Source organism: Sutcliffiella horikoshii (genome assembly GCF_020524325.1).
GTDB classification, from domain to species: Bacteria; Bacillota; Bacilli; order Bacillales; family Bacillaceae_I; genus Sutcliffiella_A; species Sutcliffiella_A horikoshii_D.
On sequence record NZ_JAIVKY010000007.1, the window covers coordinates 1 to 19,630 of the forward strand.

Here is a 19,630-nt window from a genome sequence, read left to right on the forward strand (position 1 = left end):
TTAAAAGAAAAAGAAGTAGAATCGGCTTCTCTTCTTAGAGTTGCACAAAAACAAAACAAAAACACCTAGAAGAGTGGGGGCCTTGACAGTTTCGTTCATATCAGGAGGCTCAAGCACCGTCCCGCGGAAAGCGAACACCTGGAGCGAAAGGCAACAGGGAGTTTAACATACGACATAACATTTGATTGTAATAGAATCTTAAGGATAAACTATACATATTGTGTAACTAAGCGTTCTTGGAGGTTTATACTTATGAAGGAAACAAAACATATTACAGAAGGTGCGGCATTGCTCGGTATCTATGTCCTGCTTCTTCTCATGACACTCTTCATTCCTTTTATAGGGCTCATCACCTTTCTCGCCCTTGTTGTCCCATTTGTCGTCTATACAGCAAGAAACGGGTGGAAATCAGGAATTTGGCTAGTGGTAGTTGCCGGAGTGCTTAGTGTTCTGATTGGATCACCGGTAGCCCTTGCCCTAAGCATACCAGCTAGTACCGCCGGAGTGGTCATCGGACATCTTGTCCAGAAGAATACTAGCCGTTACGCCATTTTAGGCGCTGCTACAGGAGTATTTTTACTTAACTATATATTGGCGTATGTGGTGGCAATTGTCCTATTTGATATTGATTTTATAGAAGTAATGCAAGAGATGATCAGGGAGTCCATACAGGCATCAGAAGCAATAGCTACCTCGCTTGGTCAAGAAAATGCAAAAGAAGCGGTGGCGATATTAGAAGAGTCGCTAGGCTATACAAGTTATCTACTACCGACCATGTTGGTATTAACCTCTTTTGTACATGCCTACTTCTCGCAGCTCATCACTTTCTTTATCATAAAAAGGTTAAAAATGAAGATCAGTCCTTTCCCTCCATTCAGGGAGTTGGTGCTACCAAAGAGCTTGTTGTGGTATTACTTAATTGTCCTTATCTTATCGCTTATGGCACCAGAAGAAGGGACAACTTTATTTATGGTAGTCCTTAACCTTTCCTTCATATTAATGCTATTAATGACGGTCCAAGGATTCTCATTTATCTTCTATTTCTGTCATATAAAAAAGATCTCCAAAGCCATTCCGATTACGCTTGTCATTTTATCCTTCCTAATCACTCCTTTGGTCTATATAATAAGAATGATAGGAATAATAGATATCGGTTTTCAACTTAGAGAGAGAATACAGGGAAAGAATCAAGGAAAATAATGAGCTAAACTATTAATTAGGAGCTGAACATACATGCCTAATTATTTTGAAAAACTGAATCTGCGTTATCCCGTTTATTTATTGTTTGTCATCGCACTGATTCAACTTGGGATAATTGTGTTTTTCCAATGGCAAATAGGGATTGTCAGCTTTCTGCTCCTAGGCTTGGTTGTATATCTTTACATCAAAGTGGAACAAAAGGCTAAAAAAGAAATGGAAACGTACATTTCCACGCTTTCCTACCGGTTAAAAAAGGTCGGAGAAGAAGCGTTAATGGAAATGCCAATCGGTATTATGCTATATAATGATGATTATCAAATCGAATGGACGAATCCTTTTCTCGCTTCCTGTTTTCATGAAGAAACACTGGTGGGCAGGTCGTTATATGACGTAGGAGAAAACTTGATTCCACTATTGAAACAGGATATTGAAACAGAAACGATTCCCCTGCACGATAGGAAATATAAAGTGGTCATTAAGAAAGCAGAGCGCCTTATCTACTTTTTTGACATTACCGAACAGACGCATATTGAGAAGTTATATGAAGACGAGCGCACGGTTCTCGGCATTATTTTCTTAGACAATTATGATGAAGTGACACAGGGGATGGATGATCAAACGAAAAGCGCCATTAACAGCCAGGTGACCTCCATTATTAATAAATGGTCCACAGAAAACGGCGTATTCTTGAAAAGAACATCGATGGAACGTTTTATTGTCGTGTTAAATGAACATATCCTTGTACAATTGGAAAAGAACAAGTTTTCCATACTGGATGAAGTTCGTGAACAGACATCCAAACAGAGCATGCCCCTTACATTAAGTGTTGGTATTGGTACAGGAGTTCCTTCTCTTCCTGAGCTAGGTCACCTTGCCCAATCAAGCCTGGACCTTGCATTGGGTCGTGGAGGCGACCAGGTAGCCATCAAGCAAACGAATGGAAAGGTACGCTTCTATGGAGGAAAAACTAATCCGATGGAGAAACGGACACGTGTACGTGCACGCGTTATCTCTCACGCATTGAAGGAACTGATTCACGAAAGTGACAAAGTGATCATCATGGGGCATCGATACCCGGACATGGACGCACTTGGAGCGGCCATCGGGATTGCAAAAGTAGCGGAACTCAACCATAAAGATGCATATATAGTTTTAAATAATCAGGAAATAGATGCAGGCATTCACCGCCTGTTGGAAGAATTAAAAGGCCATAATGAGCTGTGGGAAAAATTCATCTCACCGGAAGATGCCTTTGAGATAGCGACAGGCGATACGTTGCTGGTTGTGGTCGATACACATAAGCCTTCCCTAGTGATTGAGGAAAAGCTGTTAAATAAAATCGATAATGTGGTCGTGATCGATCATCACAGACGTGGAGAGGACTTTATTGAGGATCCGTTGCTTGTTTATATGGAACCTTATGCTTCCTCAACTGCAGAGCTTGTCACAGAGCTCCTGCAATACCAGCCAAAACGAATCAAAATCACAATGCTTGAAGCGACCGCCCTGTTAGCTGGTATAATAGTAGATACGAAAAGCTTCACGGTCCGTACTGGGTCCCGTACATTTGATGCAGCATCCTATCTGCGTTCACAAGGGGCTGATACCATTCTTGTGCAAAAGCTATTAAAAGAAAACTTAGACCGCTTTGTGAAACGCGCCAAATTGATAGAGAGTGCTTATCTGTTTCAAGAAGGCATCGTTATTGCCAAAGGAGTCCCGGAAGAATCCTTTGATCAGGTGATGATTGCACAGGCTGCAGACACGCTGCTTGCGATGAGCGACATCAATACTTCTTTTGTCATTGCGCACCGAAACGGCGAGCAGGTGAGCATCAGTGCAAGATCGCTCGGGGATGTCAACGTACAGGTTGTCATGGAGAAACTTGGCGGCGGCGGACACCTAACAAATGCAGCCACACAGATGAATACGACCATTGATGAAGCAGAAGAACAATTGAAACAAGCAATAACTGAGTACTTAGAAGGAGGTTCCAAGGAATGAGGGTAATATTTTTAAAAGATGTAAAAGGTAAAGGCAAAAAAGGCGAAGTGAAAAACGTGGCAGATGGTTATGCCCATAATTTTCTACTAAAACAAGGGTTGGCGATGGAAGCTTCAAATGGTAACCTTAAATCATTGGAAGCTCAAAAGAACAAAGAAGCTAAAGAAGCGGAACAAGAGGTAGAAAACGCGAAGAAGTTAAAAGAGACGTTGGAAAAGCTTACGCTTGAGTTCCAAACTAAAGCAGGTGAAGGCGGCCGTTTATTTGGCAGCATCACAACGAAACAAATAGCAGAAGAGCTTCAAAAGAAGCATAAAATAAAGATTGATAAGCGTAAAATGGAGCTAAATGATGCCATCCGCGCTTTAGGTTATACAAATGTACCTGTAAAGTTGCATACAGATGTTACAGCCACCTTGAAGGTTCATGTAACAGAACAAAAGTAAGAAAAATGCTCGGCAATTGCCGAGTTTTCTTTATGAGAGCTCTTTTCTAGTCGGCATTTGGACTTTTTACCGTCTTTCTACTCTAGATATTAGCCCGGCCTTTATATCGATTAACTAGAAAAGAGCACGACAGCAACAATTAATACGGTTATTACAAAAATACGTAAGAGCAATCAATTTTTAAGAAAATTCATTTTTGAGGAATCGCTTTCTGGGAGGAGGAACAGGGATGAGTGATATTTTTGAAGATAGAATACCACCGCAAAATATAGAAGCGGAACAGGCGGTCATCGGGGCTATTTTCTTAGAACCGTCCGCATTGACATTGGCGTCTGAGCTTGTCATGCCAGATGATTTTTACCGCGCTGCCCATCAAAAGATATATGACTGCATGCTGAATCTTTCCGACCGGGGCGAACCGGTCGATCTGGTTACAGTCACATCCGAGCTTGCAAACTTGAAGCTTTTAGAAGAAGTTGGAGGGGTATCTTACCTGAGTGATATAGCAGGGTCGGTGCCAACTGCAGCAAATATAGAGTACTATGCAAAGATTGTAGAAGAGAAGTCCATTCTTCGCCGCCTGATTCGTACCGCAACTAACATCGCCCAAGAAGGTTACAGCAGGGAAGATGAAGTAGCAGGATTATTGAACGAAGCGGAAAAGCAAATTCTTGAAGTTTCACAACGTAAAAATTCCGGTGTGTTCCAAAACATCAAAGACGTGCTGGTTAAAACCTATGATAACATCGAAACTCTGCACAACCGTAAAGGGGAAGTGACGGGGATTGAGACAGGCTTTACCGAATTGGACAAAATGACGGCAGGATTCCAGCGAAACGATTTAATTATTATCGCTGCACGTCCTTCTGTTGGTAAAACGGCATTCGCTTTAAATATCGCACAAAACGTTGCAACAAAGGCTCGTGAGAATGTCGCCATCTTCAGTCTGGAGATGGGAGCAGAGCAGCTTGTAATGAGGATGCTTTGTGCAGAAGGAAACATCAATGCACAAAATCTTAGGACAGGCCAATTGACCGCAGAGGATTGGAGCAAGCTGACGATGGCAATGGGAAGCTTGTCCAATGCGGGTATCTATATCGATGATACGCCAGGTATCCGTGTCAGCGAAATCCGTTCCAAATGCCGACGTCTAAGACAAGAGAGCGGCCTTGGAATGATTCTTATTGACTACCTGCAATTGATTCAAGGTAGTGGTCGCGGCGGCGGAGAGAACCGTCAGCAGGAAGTTTCCGAGATTTCCCGTTCCCTAAAAGCATTGGCAAGGGAATTGGAAGTCCCTGTTATCGCACTTTCTCAGCTGTCCCGTGGCGTAGAGCAACGTCAAGACAAGCGTCCGATGATGTCGGATATACGTGAATCCGGAAGTATCGAGCAGGATGCCGATATCGTAGGTTTCTTATATCGTGATGACTATTACGATAAAGAAAGTGAAAACAAGAACATCATCGAAATCATCCTGGCAAAACAGCGTAATGGTCCTGTTGGAACAGTTTCTTTGGCTTTCGTAAAAGAATATAATAAATTTGTTAACTTGGAGCGGCGATTTGATGATGAATCTGTCCCTCCAGGGGCATAATAAAAGGCATCTACGTCATGTAGGTGCCTTTTTAAACTTTATGGGCCATATATTTAAGCAATCCGCCTTATTTACGAACAAATATAATATTAAATTTATGCAACGTTCGTGTTTTGGTTGACTTTCTAGTGAGCAGCTGATAAACTTACTTTTGTTGAAAAATGATTTGAAAAAAGTTACATATTTAGTGGAGGTGTACGCTCTATGGCATCAGTAGTCGTAGTAGGAACACAATGGGGAGACGAAGGAAAAGGAAAAATTACCGATTTTCTTTCTGAGAATGCAGAGCTTATTGCACGTTACCAAGGCGGTAACAATGCAGGACACACAATTAAATTTAACGGTGAAACTTATAAATTACACTTAATACCTTCTGGAATTTTCTATAATGACAAGACTTGTGTTATCGGGAACGGAATGGTTGTAGATCCTAAAGCATTAATCCAAGAATTAAAATATCTACATGACCGCGGAGTTAGCACAGACAATCTGCGCATTTCAGACCGTGCACACGTGATTCTTCCTTACCACTTGAAGCTTGACGAAGTGGAAGAAGAGCGCAAAGGCGCAAACAAGATCGGTACAACGAAAAAAGGAATCGGACCAGCTTACATGGATAAAGCTGCTCGTGTTGGTATTCGTATTGCTGACTTGCTTGACCGCGAACTTTTTGAAGCAAAGCTTGCACACAACTTAGCGGAGAAAAACCGTTTATTAGAAAGAATGTATGAAACGGAAGGCTTCAAGCTAGAAGATATCCTTGATGAGTACTACGAGTACGGGCAGCAATTTGCAAAGTACGTAACGGATACTTCTGTTGTGTTAAACGATGCGCTTGATGATGGCCGTCGCGTTCTTTTTGAAGGCGCACAAGGGGTTATGCTTGATATCGACCAAGGAACATACCCATTCGTAACATCTTCCAATCCTGTTGCGGGTGGAGTTACAATCGGTTCTGGCGTTGGTCCTTCAAAAATTGACCATGTGGTAGGAGTTGCAAAAGCTTACACTACTCGTGTTGGGGACGGTCCTTTCCCTACAGAATTAGACAACGAAATTGGTCATCAAATCCGTGAAGTGGGAAGAGAGTATGGTACAACAACTGGACGCCCTCGCCGTGTAGGTTGGTTTGACAGTGTAGTTGTACGTCACGCTCGCCGCGTAAGTGGAATGACAGACCTTTCCTTGAACTCCATCGACGTTTTAACTGGTATTGAAACGCTGAAAATTTGCGTAGCTTACAAATACAAAGGCGAAGTGATGGAAGCATTCCCAGCGAGTTTGAAAGTACTTGCTGAATGTGAACCAGTATACGAAGAAATGCCCGGCTGGAAAGAAGACATTACAGGCGTAAGAAGCTTAAGTGAACTTCCAGAGAACGCTCGTCACTACATTGAGCGCGTATCTCAGTTAACAGGCATTCCATTGTCCATCTTCTCTGTTGGGCCAGATCGCTCTCAGACGAATGTGGTACGCAGTGTGTATGCGAAGTAATATTTAAAGTGTTAGGTTAGCCTCTTCTCCTTGGTTTAGGATGAAGGGGCTTTATTATGGTGAGGTGGTTGTAGGTGATGTTGAGCCTAATGACTTCTTTGCTCCATGGAGATTGCTTAATGAAGACACTTTTATTTGGGAAATTAGTGGCAAAGTGTCTTCAGTGAGTGCATGAAGACACTTATGATAAAAAAATTCCCACCAAAGTGTCATCATAACTCAGATGAAGACACTTTCAAGGTGATTTTCTGCTTCAAAGTGTCTTCATTACACTCAGTAAGTCCCCTTTCTGTTTTTTTACCGATTGGGTTTTAGTAAGTTTTAGAGAAGTTAATATTTTTTCAAAAAAAGTTATTGCAATATTTATTGATAGTATGATATTATTAAAAACGTCGTCAAAAGAGATTCAAAGTTACATAAGGCGAAGTTGTACTTAGGTGCCATTAGCTCAGTCGGTAGAGCATCTGACTTTTAATCAGAGGGTCGAAGGTTCGAGTCCTTCATGGCACACCATTTTCTTTCAAAAGTAAGGCCCATTGGTCAAGCGGTTAAGACACCGCCCTTTCACGGCGGTAACACGGGTTCGAATCCCGTATGGGTCACCATTTTTTTTCTTTTAACTTAGGTCCCGTGGTGTAGCGGTTAACATGCCTGCCTGTCACGCAGGAGATCGCCGGTTCGATCCCGGTCGGGACCGCCATTTACATATTCAAGTTTTGTTAGGCTCGGTAGCTCAGTTGGTAGAGCAATGGACTGAAAATCCATGTGTCGGCGGTTCGATTCCGTCCCGAGCCATCTCAAAGCAGCACGTTCATTCATTGATGAACGTGCTGTTTTTTTGTATATAAAGTTTTTGCTGGGTTTTTACTTTATAAAGTTTCTATAAGCCCGAAGCCCAGCTCAACCAGTCCGCTCGGTCAAATAGAAGCGTTCTATACGCCCGAAGCCCAGCTCAAATAGGTAGAATGATCAAATTAGCAGCACTATTAAGCTCGGAGCGGTACTGAACCTCCACCGATTGATTAACAAAAACAACAAAAAACCCCATCAAAACGCCTCTACCACCAAAACCCAACCGCACCCTGTTACCCCTCTGTAACAAAACAGGGTAATTTCCCCTCTACTTCCAACCAATACGTCAAAACTATGTAAAATTACCCATGTTTTATACCTAATTAAGGAAAAATCCCTATAAATCGCCTAAATATGACAACAATAATACAGTTTTATTACATCTTTTGTTCTAGTATTCTATTTGTTTGTAAACCTATGGTATGGTAAAAGAGTCGAAAAATTTAAATGGGTATCATTAGTCCTAAGTCGAGGAAGCTAGTTTACCTAAATAAAACTGTTTAAAGAACGGGAAGAAATCAGGGGGAAAGAAAGACCATGATGAACCGATTAAAGCGTATATATAGTACATACACCGAAAAACAAAATAGTAAACATAAATCTCCAAAAAATCGCCTTTCTACTTTTACAAAAAGAGTAATGGTGACGACTATTGCTGCTTCTACTATTACACTTGGCGCAGTTGCTGTTCATGCTAGTGAGAATTCACTGCTTGGTACGGTATACCACGTGTATTTGAATGGTGAGCGTGTTGGTGCAGTCGATAACAAGGAACAGTTAGACAAAGCGTTAGAGGCTAAAGTGGAATCTGTTCAGAAAGATCATAAAGAATTAGAACTTACAGTAGGAGAGCAAGTATCAGTTGTGCCTGAGAAAGTTTTCCGACCTTCTGCAAAGAACAAAGAGACGATTGACACGGTAATTAAGCAGGTTGAAGTGAAGGCCAGCGCTTCTGCATTATCAATCGAAGGAGAAGAAGTAGTACTCCTGAAAAACAAAGAAGAAGCGGAAAAGGTTATGGAGATTTTAAAGTTAGACTTTGTTTCTGAAGAAGACCTAAAAGCTTTTGAAGAAAGACAAAAGAACCAAGAGGCTAAACTTCCTGAGCTGAAAGTAAATGAGTCTCGAGTTTTAGACGTATCTGTTGCGGAAAAAGTTTCGTATAGTGATAAAGATGTAGACCCTAAAAATGTTCTTTCTGTAAAAGAAGCAGTGGAATTAATTAAAAAAGGCAAAAAGCAAGCAGATAAGTATGAAGTACAAGCGGGAGACTCCCTAGGAGATATCGCTGAGAAACATGACCTATCTTCAGAAGAACTTTTGGAAATGAATCCTGACATCGCGATGGACACTCTACTGAAGGTTGGTAAAGTGTTAAATGTTTCAGCGAAAAAACCTTACTTGAATATTGTTGTAAAACAAGAAGTTTCTAAAAATGAAGAAGTTCCTTATGAACAGGAAGTTGTGGAAGATAAAGAGCTTCCTAAGGGAGAAACAAAAGTAAAGCAACAGGGTGAGTATGGAGAGAAAAACGTTCGCACCATCACTACGAAAGAAAATGGTATGACCATCAAGACAGAAGTAACTCATGAAGAAACGTTGAAAGAACCTGTTAATCATATTGTTGTTAAAGGAACGAAAGTGATTCCTTCTCGTGGTAGCGGATCTCTTGCGTGGCCAGCAGTTGGCGGTTATATTTCCAGCAAAATGGGTCACCGTTGGGGTAAGATGCATAAAGGAATCGACATCGCTCGTCCAAGCGACCGTACAATTAAGGCAGCGGACAATGGAGTTGTTGAATCTGCTGGTTGGGACGGCGGTTATGGAAACAAAGTTGTCATCAATCACCAAAACGGGATGAAGACAACATATGCCCATCTTGATTCTATTAGCGTTTCCGTAGGACAAACTGTTTCTCGCGGCAGCAAGATTGGTGTCATGGGAACAACAGGACAATCAACAGGCGTTCATTTACATTTTGAAGTGTATCAAGATGGCAAGTTAAAAGATCCAATGCAGTATTTAAATAACTAAACACATACATGAAACCTCTAGCAAATGAAAAGTGAGCTAGAGGTTTTTATGTTTCGAAACACTTTTAGGAGCTTTCTCTTAATAGATGCGCTCCCCCGCTCTACATGGTAAAGTAAGTAGTAGAGTGTCTTGATTATAATTACGGTTAAACGCCGTTTTTTTCTAGCAAGATGGCAACAATCTTTGGAAAAGAGCCATACTAACGGATAAGAGTAGATAGATGCTGAGAAGGAGCGAAACCATATGGAAAAGAAAATACTTGTAGTAGACGATGAAAAACCGATTGCAGATATATTGAAATTTAACCTTCAAAAAGAAGGGTACGAAGTGTATTGCGCCTATGACGGCGAAGAGGCGGTCAATAAGGTGGAGGAGGTGCGCCCTGATCTCATCCTTTTAGATATTATGTTGCCTCAGCGAGACGGTATGGAAGTGTGCAGGGAAGTACGTAAGAAGTATGAAATGCCAATCATCATGCTGACTGCCAAGGATTCGGAGATAGATAAAGTGCTTGGTTTAGAACTAGGTGCAGATGACTATGTAACAAAGCCTTTCAGCACGCGTGAACTGATTGCGAGGGTAAAAGCCAATTTGCGACGTCATCAACAGAAAGCGGCAGATACGGAAGAGCCTTCTGAGATTACGATAGGTTCGCTTGTTATCCACCCAGATGCATACATGGTAACCAAAAGAGGAGATATGATCGAACTTACTCACCGTGAATTCGAATTGTTGCATTATCTTGCCAAGCATATCGGTCAGGTAATGACACGTGAGCACCTCCTGCAGACGGTATGGGGTTATGATTATTATGGGGATGTACGAACAGTTGATGTTACGGTTCGTCGCCTTCGTGAGAAAATTGAAGACAACCCAAGTCATCCGACATGGATTGTAACAAGAAGAGGAGTTGGCTATTACCTGCGACAAACTGAGCAGGAATAATTTACATGAAAAAGGTAGGTTTTTTTCGGTCCATTCATCTTAAATTTGTGTTGATTTATGTATTGCTTATCCTTATTGCGATTCAAATAATCGGAGTCTATTTTGTCAGTAAGCTCGAAACTCAGCTGACGAACAATTTTAACGAATCATTAGAAGAAAGAATTCATTTACTCGCTTATAGCATTGAGCAGGAAATAAAAAAACAACGTGATGATACTACACCAACCATTGAAGAAGATATCCGGACGGTGTTACAGGATGTCACGATGGAAGATATAGAAGAAATTCGCATAACCAATAACCAAAGCAAGGTCCTTGGAACGTCCAATCCTTACAAACAGTCAAGTGTAGGGAAAAGGACGACAGAATTGCTGGTTAAACGAGCGTTGGTAGTAGGACAGATGTCGAGGAAGACCGTCATCGAAAAGCAAACCCAGAATCGTCTCAGGCTAATTGCAGCACCTGTTAAATCGAACAATCAAGATATCATTGGCGCTATTTACTTGGAAGCATCCATGGAAAAGGTCTATGCCCAAATGCGTCAGATCAACAGCATCTTTGCAACTGGGACCACCATATCACTTGCGGTCACAGCGGTGCTTGGTGTGTTGCTTGCCCAAACCATTACAAGGCCGATGTCAGATATGAGAAAACAAGCGCTTGAAATGGCAAGAGGTAACTTTTCGAGGAAAGTAAATATTTATGGAAATGATGAAATAGGTCAGTTGGCCCTATCCTTTAATAACCTTACGAAAAAGCTTCAAGAAGCACAGGCGACTACGGAAGGCGAGAGAAGGAAATTGAGCTCTGTCTTATCCCATATGACGGATGGTGTTCTTGCGACAGATAGAAAAGGCAGGATAATTCTAATCAATGAGCCTGCCCTTGGAATGTTGAACGTTTCACGTGAAACAGTACTGAATAAACCTGTTGTAGAAGTGCTTGGGATTGAAGAAACACATTCCTTTGATCAACTTGTATCGGAACAAGAGTCCCTAATTTTGGACTTTAGTACCGAAAAAGAGCCATACATCTTGCGTGCAAGTAACTCGATCATTCAAAAGGAAACGGGATTCATCAATGGTCTAATTACTGTTTTACACGATATTACCGAGCAAGAGAAAATAGATCTTGAACGCAGAGAGTTTGTTGCAAATGTGTCGCATGAGCTCAGAACGCCATTAACCACGATGAGAAGCTATTTAGAAGCATTGGCAGACGGTGCATGGCAGGATGACGAGATTGCTCCAAGGTTTTTAGATGTTACACAAACCGAAACGGAGCGAATGATTCGTTTAGTAAATGATCTGTTGCAGCTATCCAAAATGGATTCAAGAGATTATAACTTTTATAAAAATGGCGTCGATTTTGTTGAGTTTTTCAGTAAAATCATTGACCGTTTTGAAATGTCAAAATCTCAAAAAGTGGACTTTGTCAGAAGTATGCCGGATCAAGAGATCTTTGTCTCCATTGACACAGATAAAATAACGCAGGTGTTAGATAACATTATCTCCAATGCGTTGAAGTATTCTCCTGAAGGTGGCACAGTCACGTTTACTGTGGATATTGAAGAAGCTGCTAATCAAATTTTGGTAAGTATCAGTGACCAAGGGGTAGGAATACCAAAATCGGATATTAATAAAATATTTGAACGGTTTTACCGAGTGGATAAAGCAAGAACAAGAATGCTTGGAGGGACCGGTCTGGGTCTTGCTATAGCAAAAGAAATGATTCAAGCACATGATGGAGACATTTGGGCTTCCAGTGTGGAAGGGAAAGGCACAACTATTTACTTTACACTTCCAATTTCCGAGGAAGAGCAAGAAGGTGACTGGGAATGAAATATGAAAATATTAAATCGCTTGTATTAACCATTCTTGTCCTGACAAGCTTGATTCTTACCTGGAATTTATGGACCTATCAGCCGGATTTTGATTATATAGATGAAGGCGATAGCACCATTAGTGAAGTGGAGATTAATGAAAAGCAAGAAATTGGCCAGCTCATTCAACCTAGCAAACTGTTATACCATTTTGATGGTGTCCATCATGGAACAGAGGAACTCGAAGATCTTAATTTATTTATGGAAGAGTTGGAAAGATGGAGCCTTTTTGATATTAAAATATCTAATTACTTAGAGGAAGATTTCTATTCTTTTATGCATGGTAGCGGAAAAATGGAGGTTGTTTTTCCGACTAACATCCCTTTACAGACCTTTAGATATATAACAGGTTTTAGCGATAGTGGGGAAATCCCTAATATTTCCTTCAATCGAATACTGATTGATTTTTCCAGAGAAACGTTTGGAAGTGAGCCAATCATTTATTTGGTTCAATATGAAGAAAAGAAAGTATACCAAGCAAAGGTTCGTAATCTTTCTACCAATGATTTATCTCGAACGTTTTATCAAACGGCAAAAATCTTACCAACATTTATTTATGAAGAAGTTGATGAAAATAGGTATGTGTTCTTTCCAGAACAGGCGCCAAAAGTTCGCACTGGGTACTATTATGCTAAGCAGTTGAATCCGGAAGAATTTAAGAATGCCTTATTCAGCAACCCTAGTATCGTGACTCGAGATCAAGTTACAGATGGGATAGTATTCCGGGATGATTCCAGTCTGATGAGTGTATCCCGTCCCTATAACAATTTACACTATGTTAATCCAGGGAATACAGGACCTGGTAACTCCATGGACTTTAATGTGATTGAACGGGGAATTGAGTTCGTGAATGAACATAGCGGTTGGACAGGACAACCGGAGCGATTTAAACTTGATAATTGGACGAGCAGCACAAATGAGCACAATGTTGTCTACAGGATGTTCATTGGAGATTACCCAATCTTTTATTTTGCTGAAAAAGGTGTGGCGGATATCTCCCAGTCATGGAAGAATAACGAGATTTATGAATACGTGAGGCCTGTTTTTGAATTTTTGTCTTGGAAATCAATCGGGACAAGCATTCCATCAGGAAGAGAAGTTCAGCAGGAACTCGCCAACTTCAGTGACCTTCGAAATATTCAGGACATACGAGTAGGATATGAATTGAAGAGAGAATCGGATGTATACATCATTGATCCAATCTGGGTGTACAAGGAAAACAATGCATGGAACAAATTAAATTTCACCGGTAGCGATGATTTAGAAGGAGGGATGTAGAATGGATTGGAGGAGAACCAAAACCATTTTCATCATTACCTTTCTGATCCTAAATGTATTCCTTGTTTTTCAAATCCTTGAAAAAAGGAAGAACAATCAGCTGGAAATCTTGGCAGAAGCTTCGATGGAAGAGCAGTTCAAAGTAGATGAAATATCGTATGGCCAACTGCCAAAGGCACCGGACAAAGCAAGTTATATAAGTGGAAACAGCTATGTATTTACAGAAGAGGATACAAAGAAGTTAACGGAAAAAGGGCAGAGGGTAGAAATTGCAGAAGATATCAACCTTATTGCAACATGGGAAGAGCCAATTCCTTTACCTGAAATGAATATGATCACTAGATTAGAAACCATCTTTAAAGAAGAATTATTATTTGGGGAGAAATATGAATTCTGGGGATTCAATCCACAAAACAGGAGCCTTGTTTTCTTTCAACAATATGATGGAAAAAATATTTATAGCAATGACAGTGCGATGGTGGTAGCGTATCTCAACGAGTTGAACGAGTTAATATCTTATGAACAAACCTATATTGTGGATACGGAAAAGATGGATGTAGAACAGGACGTCATTTCAGTTCTAGATGCTCTATATAATCTGTATAACACAGGGGATTTAAAGCCGGGGAGCGAAGTTGGAAACGTCCAGCTTGGATATTACACACTTGTAGACTATACAAATTCCCATGTGCTAATCCCGACTTGGCATATAGTCGTCAATGAAGAAGAGGATTTTTACGTTAACGCCTTTGAAGGATCTGTGATAAAAAAAGATAAACGAACAACATTGGAGTGAGTGACATGAGCCTGCATTTTAGCGTGCTTGCAAGCGGCAGCACAGGAAATGCAATTTATGTCGCAACAGAGGAGCATTCTTTACTAATAGATGCTGGTTTGAGCGGCAAAAAAATGCAAGAACTGTTTGACGGGATAGGCAAAAAAATAGAAGACCTATCGGGAATTTTGGTAACACATGAGCATAGCGATCACATTAAGGGGCTTGGTGTGCTTGCGAGAAAGTACAAGCTTCCGATCTATGCCAACGAAAAGACCTGGAAGGCGATGGATGGCCTAGTTGGAGTCATCCCGACCGAACAAAAGTTCAATTTTGAAATCGAACAGGTGAAAACATTCGGTGGACTGGATGTTCAGTCATTTGGCGTTTCTCACGATGCAGCAGAGCCGATGTTCTATTCCTTCCATGATGGCGATAAAAAAGTCGTGGTCATCACCGACACAGGATACGTCAGCGACAGAATGAAAGGCATCATTTCCAACGCCGACGCCTATGTCTTTGAAAGCAATCACGACGTACAGATGTTGCAGATGGGACACTATCCATGGAGCATCAAACGCCGTATTTTAAGTGATGTCGGCCACGTATCCAATGAGGATGCAGCCCTTGCCATGGCAGATGTCATGGGTGACAAAACGAAGCGTATTTATTTGGCGCATTTAAGTAAAGATAATAACATGAAAGATCTCGCGAGGATGTCTGTCCAGCAAACACTTGCCACAAGAGGAGTTATGGTGGGAGAACAAGTAGAGCTGTATGACACAGACCCTAACAAACCAACCGCGCTTGCTTTCGTGTAAAAATCTTAGGCTTATAGCGCCTTTCTTTTTGCCTTTTTTACACGATGCAGCGTGTGTATTGGTTGTGACGTGAAAAGAAAGGAAGGACAACATGGGATATTACGACAAACAAGATCCATTTGATCACTCAAAACAAAAAGGAAACAGGGGGAAATATTTTCTCCCTGGAATTGTAGCATTTTCGCTTGGTGTATTACTACTGGTTGTGGCGTTCCCTGGGCTAACTGGACGCGTGATGCCAGATGGAAGCGAGCGTCAGGCCGTAGAGCAACGCGAGCAGCTGCCAGAACAGCCTGAATCCGGCGGAACGGCAGCGGAAATCCGCAATGTCTCCGTCAACGTAACGTCAGGTGTTACTGAAGCGGTAGATAATGTTGCAGAAGCAGTTGTTGGTGTCATTAACCTGCAAAACGCCTCTTTCTGGAACGACACGGAAGCTGAAACAGACGAGGAAGGCGAAGCAGGAACAGGCTCTGGAGTCATCTATAAAAAAGAAAATGGTAAAGCTTATGTAGTAACGAACTACCATGTTATCGAAGGTGCAACCCAGGTGGAACTTAGCTTGATAGATGGGACAAGGGTGCCGGCAGAGGTGCTTGGAGAAGATCCGCTCACAGACCTTGCTGTGTTGTCCATGGAAGATGAAATGGTTACAAAGGTTGCGGACTTTGGCGACTCTGACAGCGTCCGAACAGGAGAGCCTGTCATTGCCATCGGAAACCCTCTAGGTTTGCAATTTTCCGGCTCCGTTACACAAGGAATCATCTCTGGAACTGACCGAAGCATTCCGGTGGATGTGAACAGGGACGGCACACCAGATTGGCATGCAGATGTTATGCAGACGGATGCGGCCATCAACCCTGGGAACAGCGGAGGAGCTCTAATTAATATTCAAGGAAAAGTTATCGGCATCAACTCGATGAAAATTGCCCAGTCTGCAGTAGAAGGAATCGGGTTGGCCATTCCGGTGAACTCAGCAATTCCAATTATTAAAGATTTGGAGCAATATGGTCAGGTGAAACGTCCATATTTCGGTGTCAGCATCGGCTCTTTATCGGATGTATCCAGTTATCATTGGCAACAGACGTTGAAGCTTCCGAAAGATGTTAGTGCAGGCGTATATATCACAGGTGTAGCACCAGGTTCACCTGCTGCTAGCGCAGGTTTGCAGGAATATGATGTGATCGTGGAGCTGGACGGGGAACAAGTTCGTGATGTTATCGAGTTGCGTAAACATCTCTACAATGAAAAGCAAGTCGGCGATAAGATGGAGGTAACATTTTATAGAGGCAAGGAACAGAAAACAGCGACAGTCGATTTGACTGAAGACACCACCGGCGAATAGCAGAAATGGGGAGGGATAAAAGAAATCTCTCCTCTTTTTGTTTCCACACATGTGGATAAATGGTATCCTAGTGAAGTTAATGAAGGAATGGAAAGGATTGTGGATAAAATGAAATGCTGTTTGGAGCATATTGAATTAGCAATGGAAATGTACATAGATGAGCACGAAGAAGCACCGATATTAGAGATGTTACCGGAAGAAGAGAAGTTATCAACAACCTGTGAATTTTGTAAAGAATCTGCAATATATATGGTGGGGAACTGATATTCGCCTACTAAATGTGGATAGAAATTGTTGATATGTGGATAACTTTTGTGGATAAACTGTTTGCAAGGTGGTATGACATGTGAATATCTCAATAATCACAATTGGAAAACTAAAAGAGAAGTATTTGAAACAAGGAATAAATGAGTACTTGAAACGTTTAAGTGCCTACGCAAAAATAGAAATTGTGGAGCTTCCGGACGAAAAAGCACCAGAGCAACTAAGCGACGCCGAAATGGAACAAGTGAAAAATAAAGAAGGCGAACGGATCCTCGGCAAGATTTCCGATGACACGCATGTAATTGCCTTGGCGATTGAAGGAAAGCAGCGTTCTTCTGAAGAATTGGCGAAAGAAATGGACAAGCTTGCGACATATGGGAAGAGTAAAGTGGCGTTTGTTATTGGCGGGTCGCTTGGATTGAGCGGGGACGTGATGAAGAGAGCAAATGATACCCTGTCTTTTTCGAAGATGACGTTTCCGCATCAATTGATGAAGTTGATATTGTTGGAACAGGTTTATCGGGGATTTAGGATAAATCGGGGTGAACCGTACCATAAGTAAATGAGTTTTTTCTAAGGAAAACAACCATTCTAGTTCCAATTGATATATAGGCAGTTATAATAAACACAATCATTAAGCCTTATAAACGCTTACACAATAATAAAGGTAAAATTTTTTACCTATTGATAAAATGAAAATTTCTAATTAGGAGGTATATAGTGATGAAAGCTGCAAAATTTTATAAAGCAAAAGACTTTAGAATGGAAGAGGTTTCTGCCCCTGCAGTAAAACCAGGACATGCCGTTGTGAACGTGGAATGGATCGGTATTTGTGGTAGTGATATCCATGAGTATGTTGCAGGACCATTAAACGCAGTACCTGGAACAATTATGGGACACGAATTCTCTGGTGTTGTAGCAGAAGTGGGAGAAGGCGTTACAAATGTTAAAATGGGCGACCGTGTAGCTTGTATTAACTTAGATGTTTGTGGAGAGTGCAAATATTGTAAAGCTGGGCAACGTAATTTATGTGCAAAAATGGGCATAGATGGTTATGGTTTACTAGGATTCACTGCTGACGGGGCATTCGCTGAACAAGTATTACTTGAAGCGGAAAACTGTATAAAAATTCCTGATACCTTATCTCTAGAGCATGCAGCTATGGTAGAACCTGGGGCCGTAACATTACATGCTGTTAACAAATCAAGATTAACGGAAGGAAAAACTGCGGCAGTATTCGGTGCAGGTCCTATTGGACTTTTACTGGTTATCATGGCAAAGGCGAAAAAAGCTAGCCAAATTATCGTTATAGATGTAGCAGAAGACCGTTTGGAAATGGCAAAAAAATTAGGTGCAACAACCGTGATTAACCCAATGAAGGAAAACACGGTTGAAAGCATCAAAGAATTAACAGACGGAGGAGTAGACGTTGCATTTGAAGCCGCTGGTGTACAACCTACATTCTCTGCTGCAACGAAATGTTTGGCTAAAAATGGAGAATTGATGATTGTCGCGTTATATGAGAAAGAAGTCAGCTTATTTCCATTAGACTTAACAATGGGCGAAGCAATTATTTCTAACTCATTTTGCTACTCAGAAGAATTTCCAGAAGTGATTGATATTTATGCAAGTAACATCGTAGATTTAGATTTATTAATCACGAAAAAAATTCTGTTAGATGATTTAGTGGAAGAAGGTTTTGAAACAAACCTTAATGATAAAACACACATTAAAATTTTGGTTACACCAAAACAAAGCAATCTATAAAAACGAAGGGCATATGCTCTTCGTTTTTTTGTGTGTCCTGTCAAGGTGTAGGCTCTAGAATACAAATCTCAATGGGGCAAAGTCCATACTGCCAGTGATTTTACAAGGTAAATAAGGCGGACAAATGGATCGAACGTCTGAGTGAACAACCGTATATAGTTGCATCACAGGAACAGTACCATTTAAAGAGGTTGATTATTAGAGAAAATATTTAACAAGTTTAGAGATTCAAATTGTAGATAAGTTCCTTGCTACCCCCATATTATATTTTTGTTTGCTCGTACTCTATTAGTATGAATACAAAGAATATGAGGGGATTAATATGAAAAAATTATCTAAAGGGGCATTCGCCATGGTGCTAGCGGGTGCTGTTACGTTTTCTGTCACTAATGCCCTATTAGCTGAATACATAGCAGGAGATCATGCTTTAAACATATTAGGGAACCAAGTAAAAGCGGATGTAACTAGTGAAAAAACAGAGAAAAAACAACCTCCGGCAACGAAAGGAAAAGAAGAGCAAAACAAGGAAAAGCCTGCCGATACTACTGCTGCTCCCCAACCGGCTTCAGATAATAATGTGGCCGTAGTAGCCACTCAAAAAGAAACAAAAAAAACCACGGTGGAAGTTGCGGAAAAACCCGCTAAAAAGGATGTAACTACTAGCACTTCCGATTCAGCTGGGACAAGTACGAAAGCTCCAACGACGCCTCCACCTGTACCAGCTAAACCCCCTGTACCAGCTAAACCAGCCGAACCAGCTAAACCGGTTGAAACGACGAAACCCAAGACGCCAGGCAATAGTCAAAACAATGCAACCAAACCGATAACCAACAATGGGCAAGACGTTTCACAAGCTGCAAAAGAAAAGGCTGAGAGACGTCAGGAGGATAAAGAAAGTAAAGGAAAGGGACAATAGTGCTGTCAAC

16 protein-coding genes and 4 tRNA genes are annotated in these 19,630 nt (G+C 41.3%); all 20 read left to right on the plus strand.

Translation table 11 applies throughout. The features are described from left to right. The first annotated feature begins 252 nt into the window (after window positions 1–252). The 20 genes from LC091_RS09000 (at window position 253) to LC091_RS09095 (ending at window position 19,620) form a co-directional block, all read left to right on the plus strand. Window positions 253–1,200 (plus strand): YybS family protein, encoded by a 948-nt coding sequence (locus LC091_RS09000; RefSeq protein ID WP_226681700.1) that lies wholly within the window; start codon window positions 253–255, stop codon window positions 1,198–1,200. Between the two features lie 33 nt (window positions 1,201–1,233). Further along, window positions 1,234–3,204 (plus strand): DHH family phosphoesterase, encoded by a 1,971-nt coding sequence (locus LC091_RS09005; protein ID WP_226681701.1) that lies wholly within the window; start codon window positions 1,234–1,236, stop codon window positions 3,202–3,204. Continuing rightward, window positions 3,201–3,650, plus strand: a complete 450-nt coding sequence (rplI, locus tag LC091_RS09010; RefSeq protein WP_226681702.1) for a 50S ribosomal protein L9 — start codon at window positions 3,201–3,203, stop codon at window positions 3,648–3,650. Before LC091_RS09005 ends, rplI begins: the two co-directional genes overlap by 4 nt. 229 nt (window positions 3,651–3,879) lie before the next feature. Then, window positions 3,880–5,247, plus strand: coding sequence for a replicative DNA helicase (gene dnaB, locus LC091_RS09015; protein WP_010197842.1), 1,368 nt, complete (start codon window positions 3,880–3,882; stop codon window positions 5,245–5,247). A 204-nt stretch (window positions 5,248–5,451) separates the two neighbouring features. Beyond that, window positions 5,452–6,741, plus strand: coding sequence for an adenylosuccinate synthase (locus tag LC091_RS09020; protein WP_226681703.1), 1,290 nt, complete (start codon window positions 5,452–5,454; stop codon window positions 6,739–6,741). Window positions 6,742–7,178: 437 nt separating this feature from the next. Further along, a tRNA-Lys gene (locus LC091_RS09025) sits at window positions 7,179–7,254 on the plus strand. Window positions 7,255–7,271: 17 nt separating this feature from the next. Next, window positions 7,272–7,346 (plus strand) — tRNA-Glu (locus tag LC091_RS09030). A gap of 19 nt (window positions 7,347–7,365) precedes the next feature. Continuing rightward, a tRNA-Asp gene (locus LC091_RS09035) sits at window positions 7,366–7,441 on the plus strand. A gap of 22 nt (window positions 7,442–7,463) precedes the next feature. Then, window positions 7,464–7,536: transfer RNA gene (locus tag LC091_RS09040), tRNA-Phe, on the plus strand. Window positions 7,537–8,130: 594 nt separating this feature from the next. Then, window positions 8,131–9,627 (plus strand): M23 family metallopeptidase, encoded by a 1,497-nt coding sequence (locus tag LC091_RS09045; RefSeq protein WP_226681704.1) that lies wholly within the window; start codon window positions 8,131–8,133, stop codon window positions 9,625–9,627. 243 nt (window positions 9,628–9,870) lie between these two features. After that, window positions 9,871–10,572 carry a response regulator YycF gene (gene yycF / locus LC091_RS09050; RefSeq protein ID WP_223491683.1) on the plus strand — a complete coding sequence of 234 codons (702 nt, stop codon included), beginning with the start codon at window positions 9,871–9,873 and terminating at the stop codon, window positions 10,570–10,572. A 5-nt stretch (window positions 10,573–10,577) separates the two neighbouring features. Continuing rightward, window positions 10,578–12,413: a cell wall metabolism sensor histidine kinase WalK gene (gene walK / locus LC091_RS09055; protein WP_226681705.1), complete on the plus strand. Its 1,836-nt coding sequence runs from the start codon at window positions 10,578–10,580 to the stop codon at window positions 12,411–12,413. After that, window positions 12,410–13,732, plus strand: a complete 1,323-nt coding sequence (locus tag LC091_RS09060) for a YycH family regulatory protein (RefSeq protein WP_226681706.1) — start codon at window positions 12,410–12,412, stop codon at window positions 13,730–13,732. Before walK ends, LC091_RS09060 begins: the two co-directional genes overlap by 4 nt. Window position 13,733: 1 nt before the next feature. Further along, entirely contained in the window at window positions 13,734–14,528 is a 795-nt protein-coding gene (locus tag LC091_RS09065; protein ID WP_226681707.1) for a two-component system regulatory protein YycI, read from the plus strand. A 5-nt stretch (window positions 14,529–14,533) separates the two neighbouring features. After that, window positions 14,534–15,328 (plus strand): MBL fold metallo-hydrolase, encoded by a 795-nt coding sequence (locus tag LC091_RS09070; protein ID WP_226681708.1) that lies wholly within the window; start codon window positions 14,534–14,536, stop codon window positions 15,326–15,328. Between the two features lie 91 nt (window positions 15,329–15,419). Continuing rightward, window positions 15,420–16,673, plus strand: coding sequence for a S1C family serine protease (locus LC091_RS09075; protein WP_226681709.1), 1,254 nt, complete (start codon window positions 15,420–15,422; stop codon window positions 16,671–16,673). A 51-nt stretch (window positions 16,674–16,724) separates the two neighbouring features. Next, complete coding sequence (locus tag LC091_RS09080) at window positions 16,725–16,937, plus strand: CxxH/CxxC protein (protein ID WP_319003651.1); 213 nt, start codon at window positions 16,725–16,727, stop codon at window positions 16,935–16,937. 82 nt (window positions 16,938–17,019) lie between these two features. Continuing rightward, a complete protein-coding gene (rlmH, locus tag LC091_RS09085) occupies window positions 17,020–17,499 on the plus strand; it encodes a 23S rRNA (pseudouridine(1915)-N(3))-methyltransferase RlmH (protein WP_226681710.1) in 480 nt (159 codons plus the stop codon). Between the two features lie 161 nt (window positions 17,500–17,660). Further along, window positions 17,661–18,704 carry a 2,3-butanediol dehydrogenase gene (locus tag LC091_RS09090; RefSeq protein ID WP_226681711.1) on the plus strand — a complete coding sequence of 348 codons (1,044 nt, stop codon included), beginning with the start codon at window positions 17,661–17,663 and terminating at the stop codon, window positions 18,702–18,704. 322 nt (window positions 18,705–19,026) lie between these two features. Further along, on the plus strand, window positions 19,027–19,620 hold the full coding sequence (locus LC091_RS09095) for a hypothetical protein (protein ID WP_226681712.1): 594 nt from the start codon (window positions 19,027–19,029) through the stop codon (window positions 19,618–19,620). Window positions 19,621–19,630: the final 10 nt, after the last annotated feature.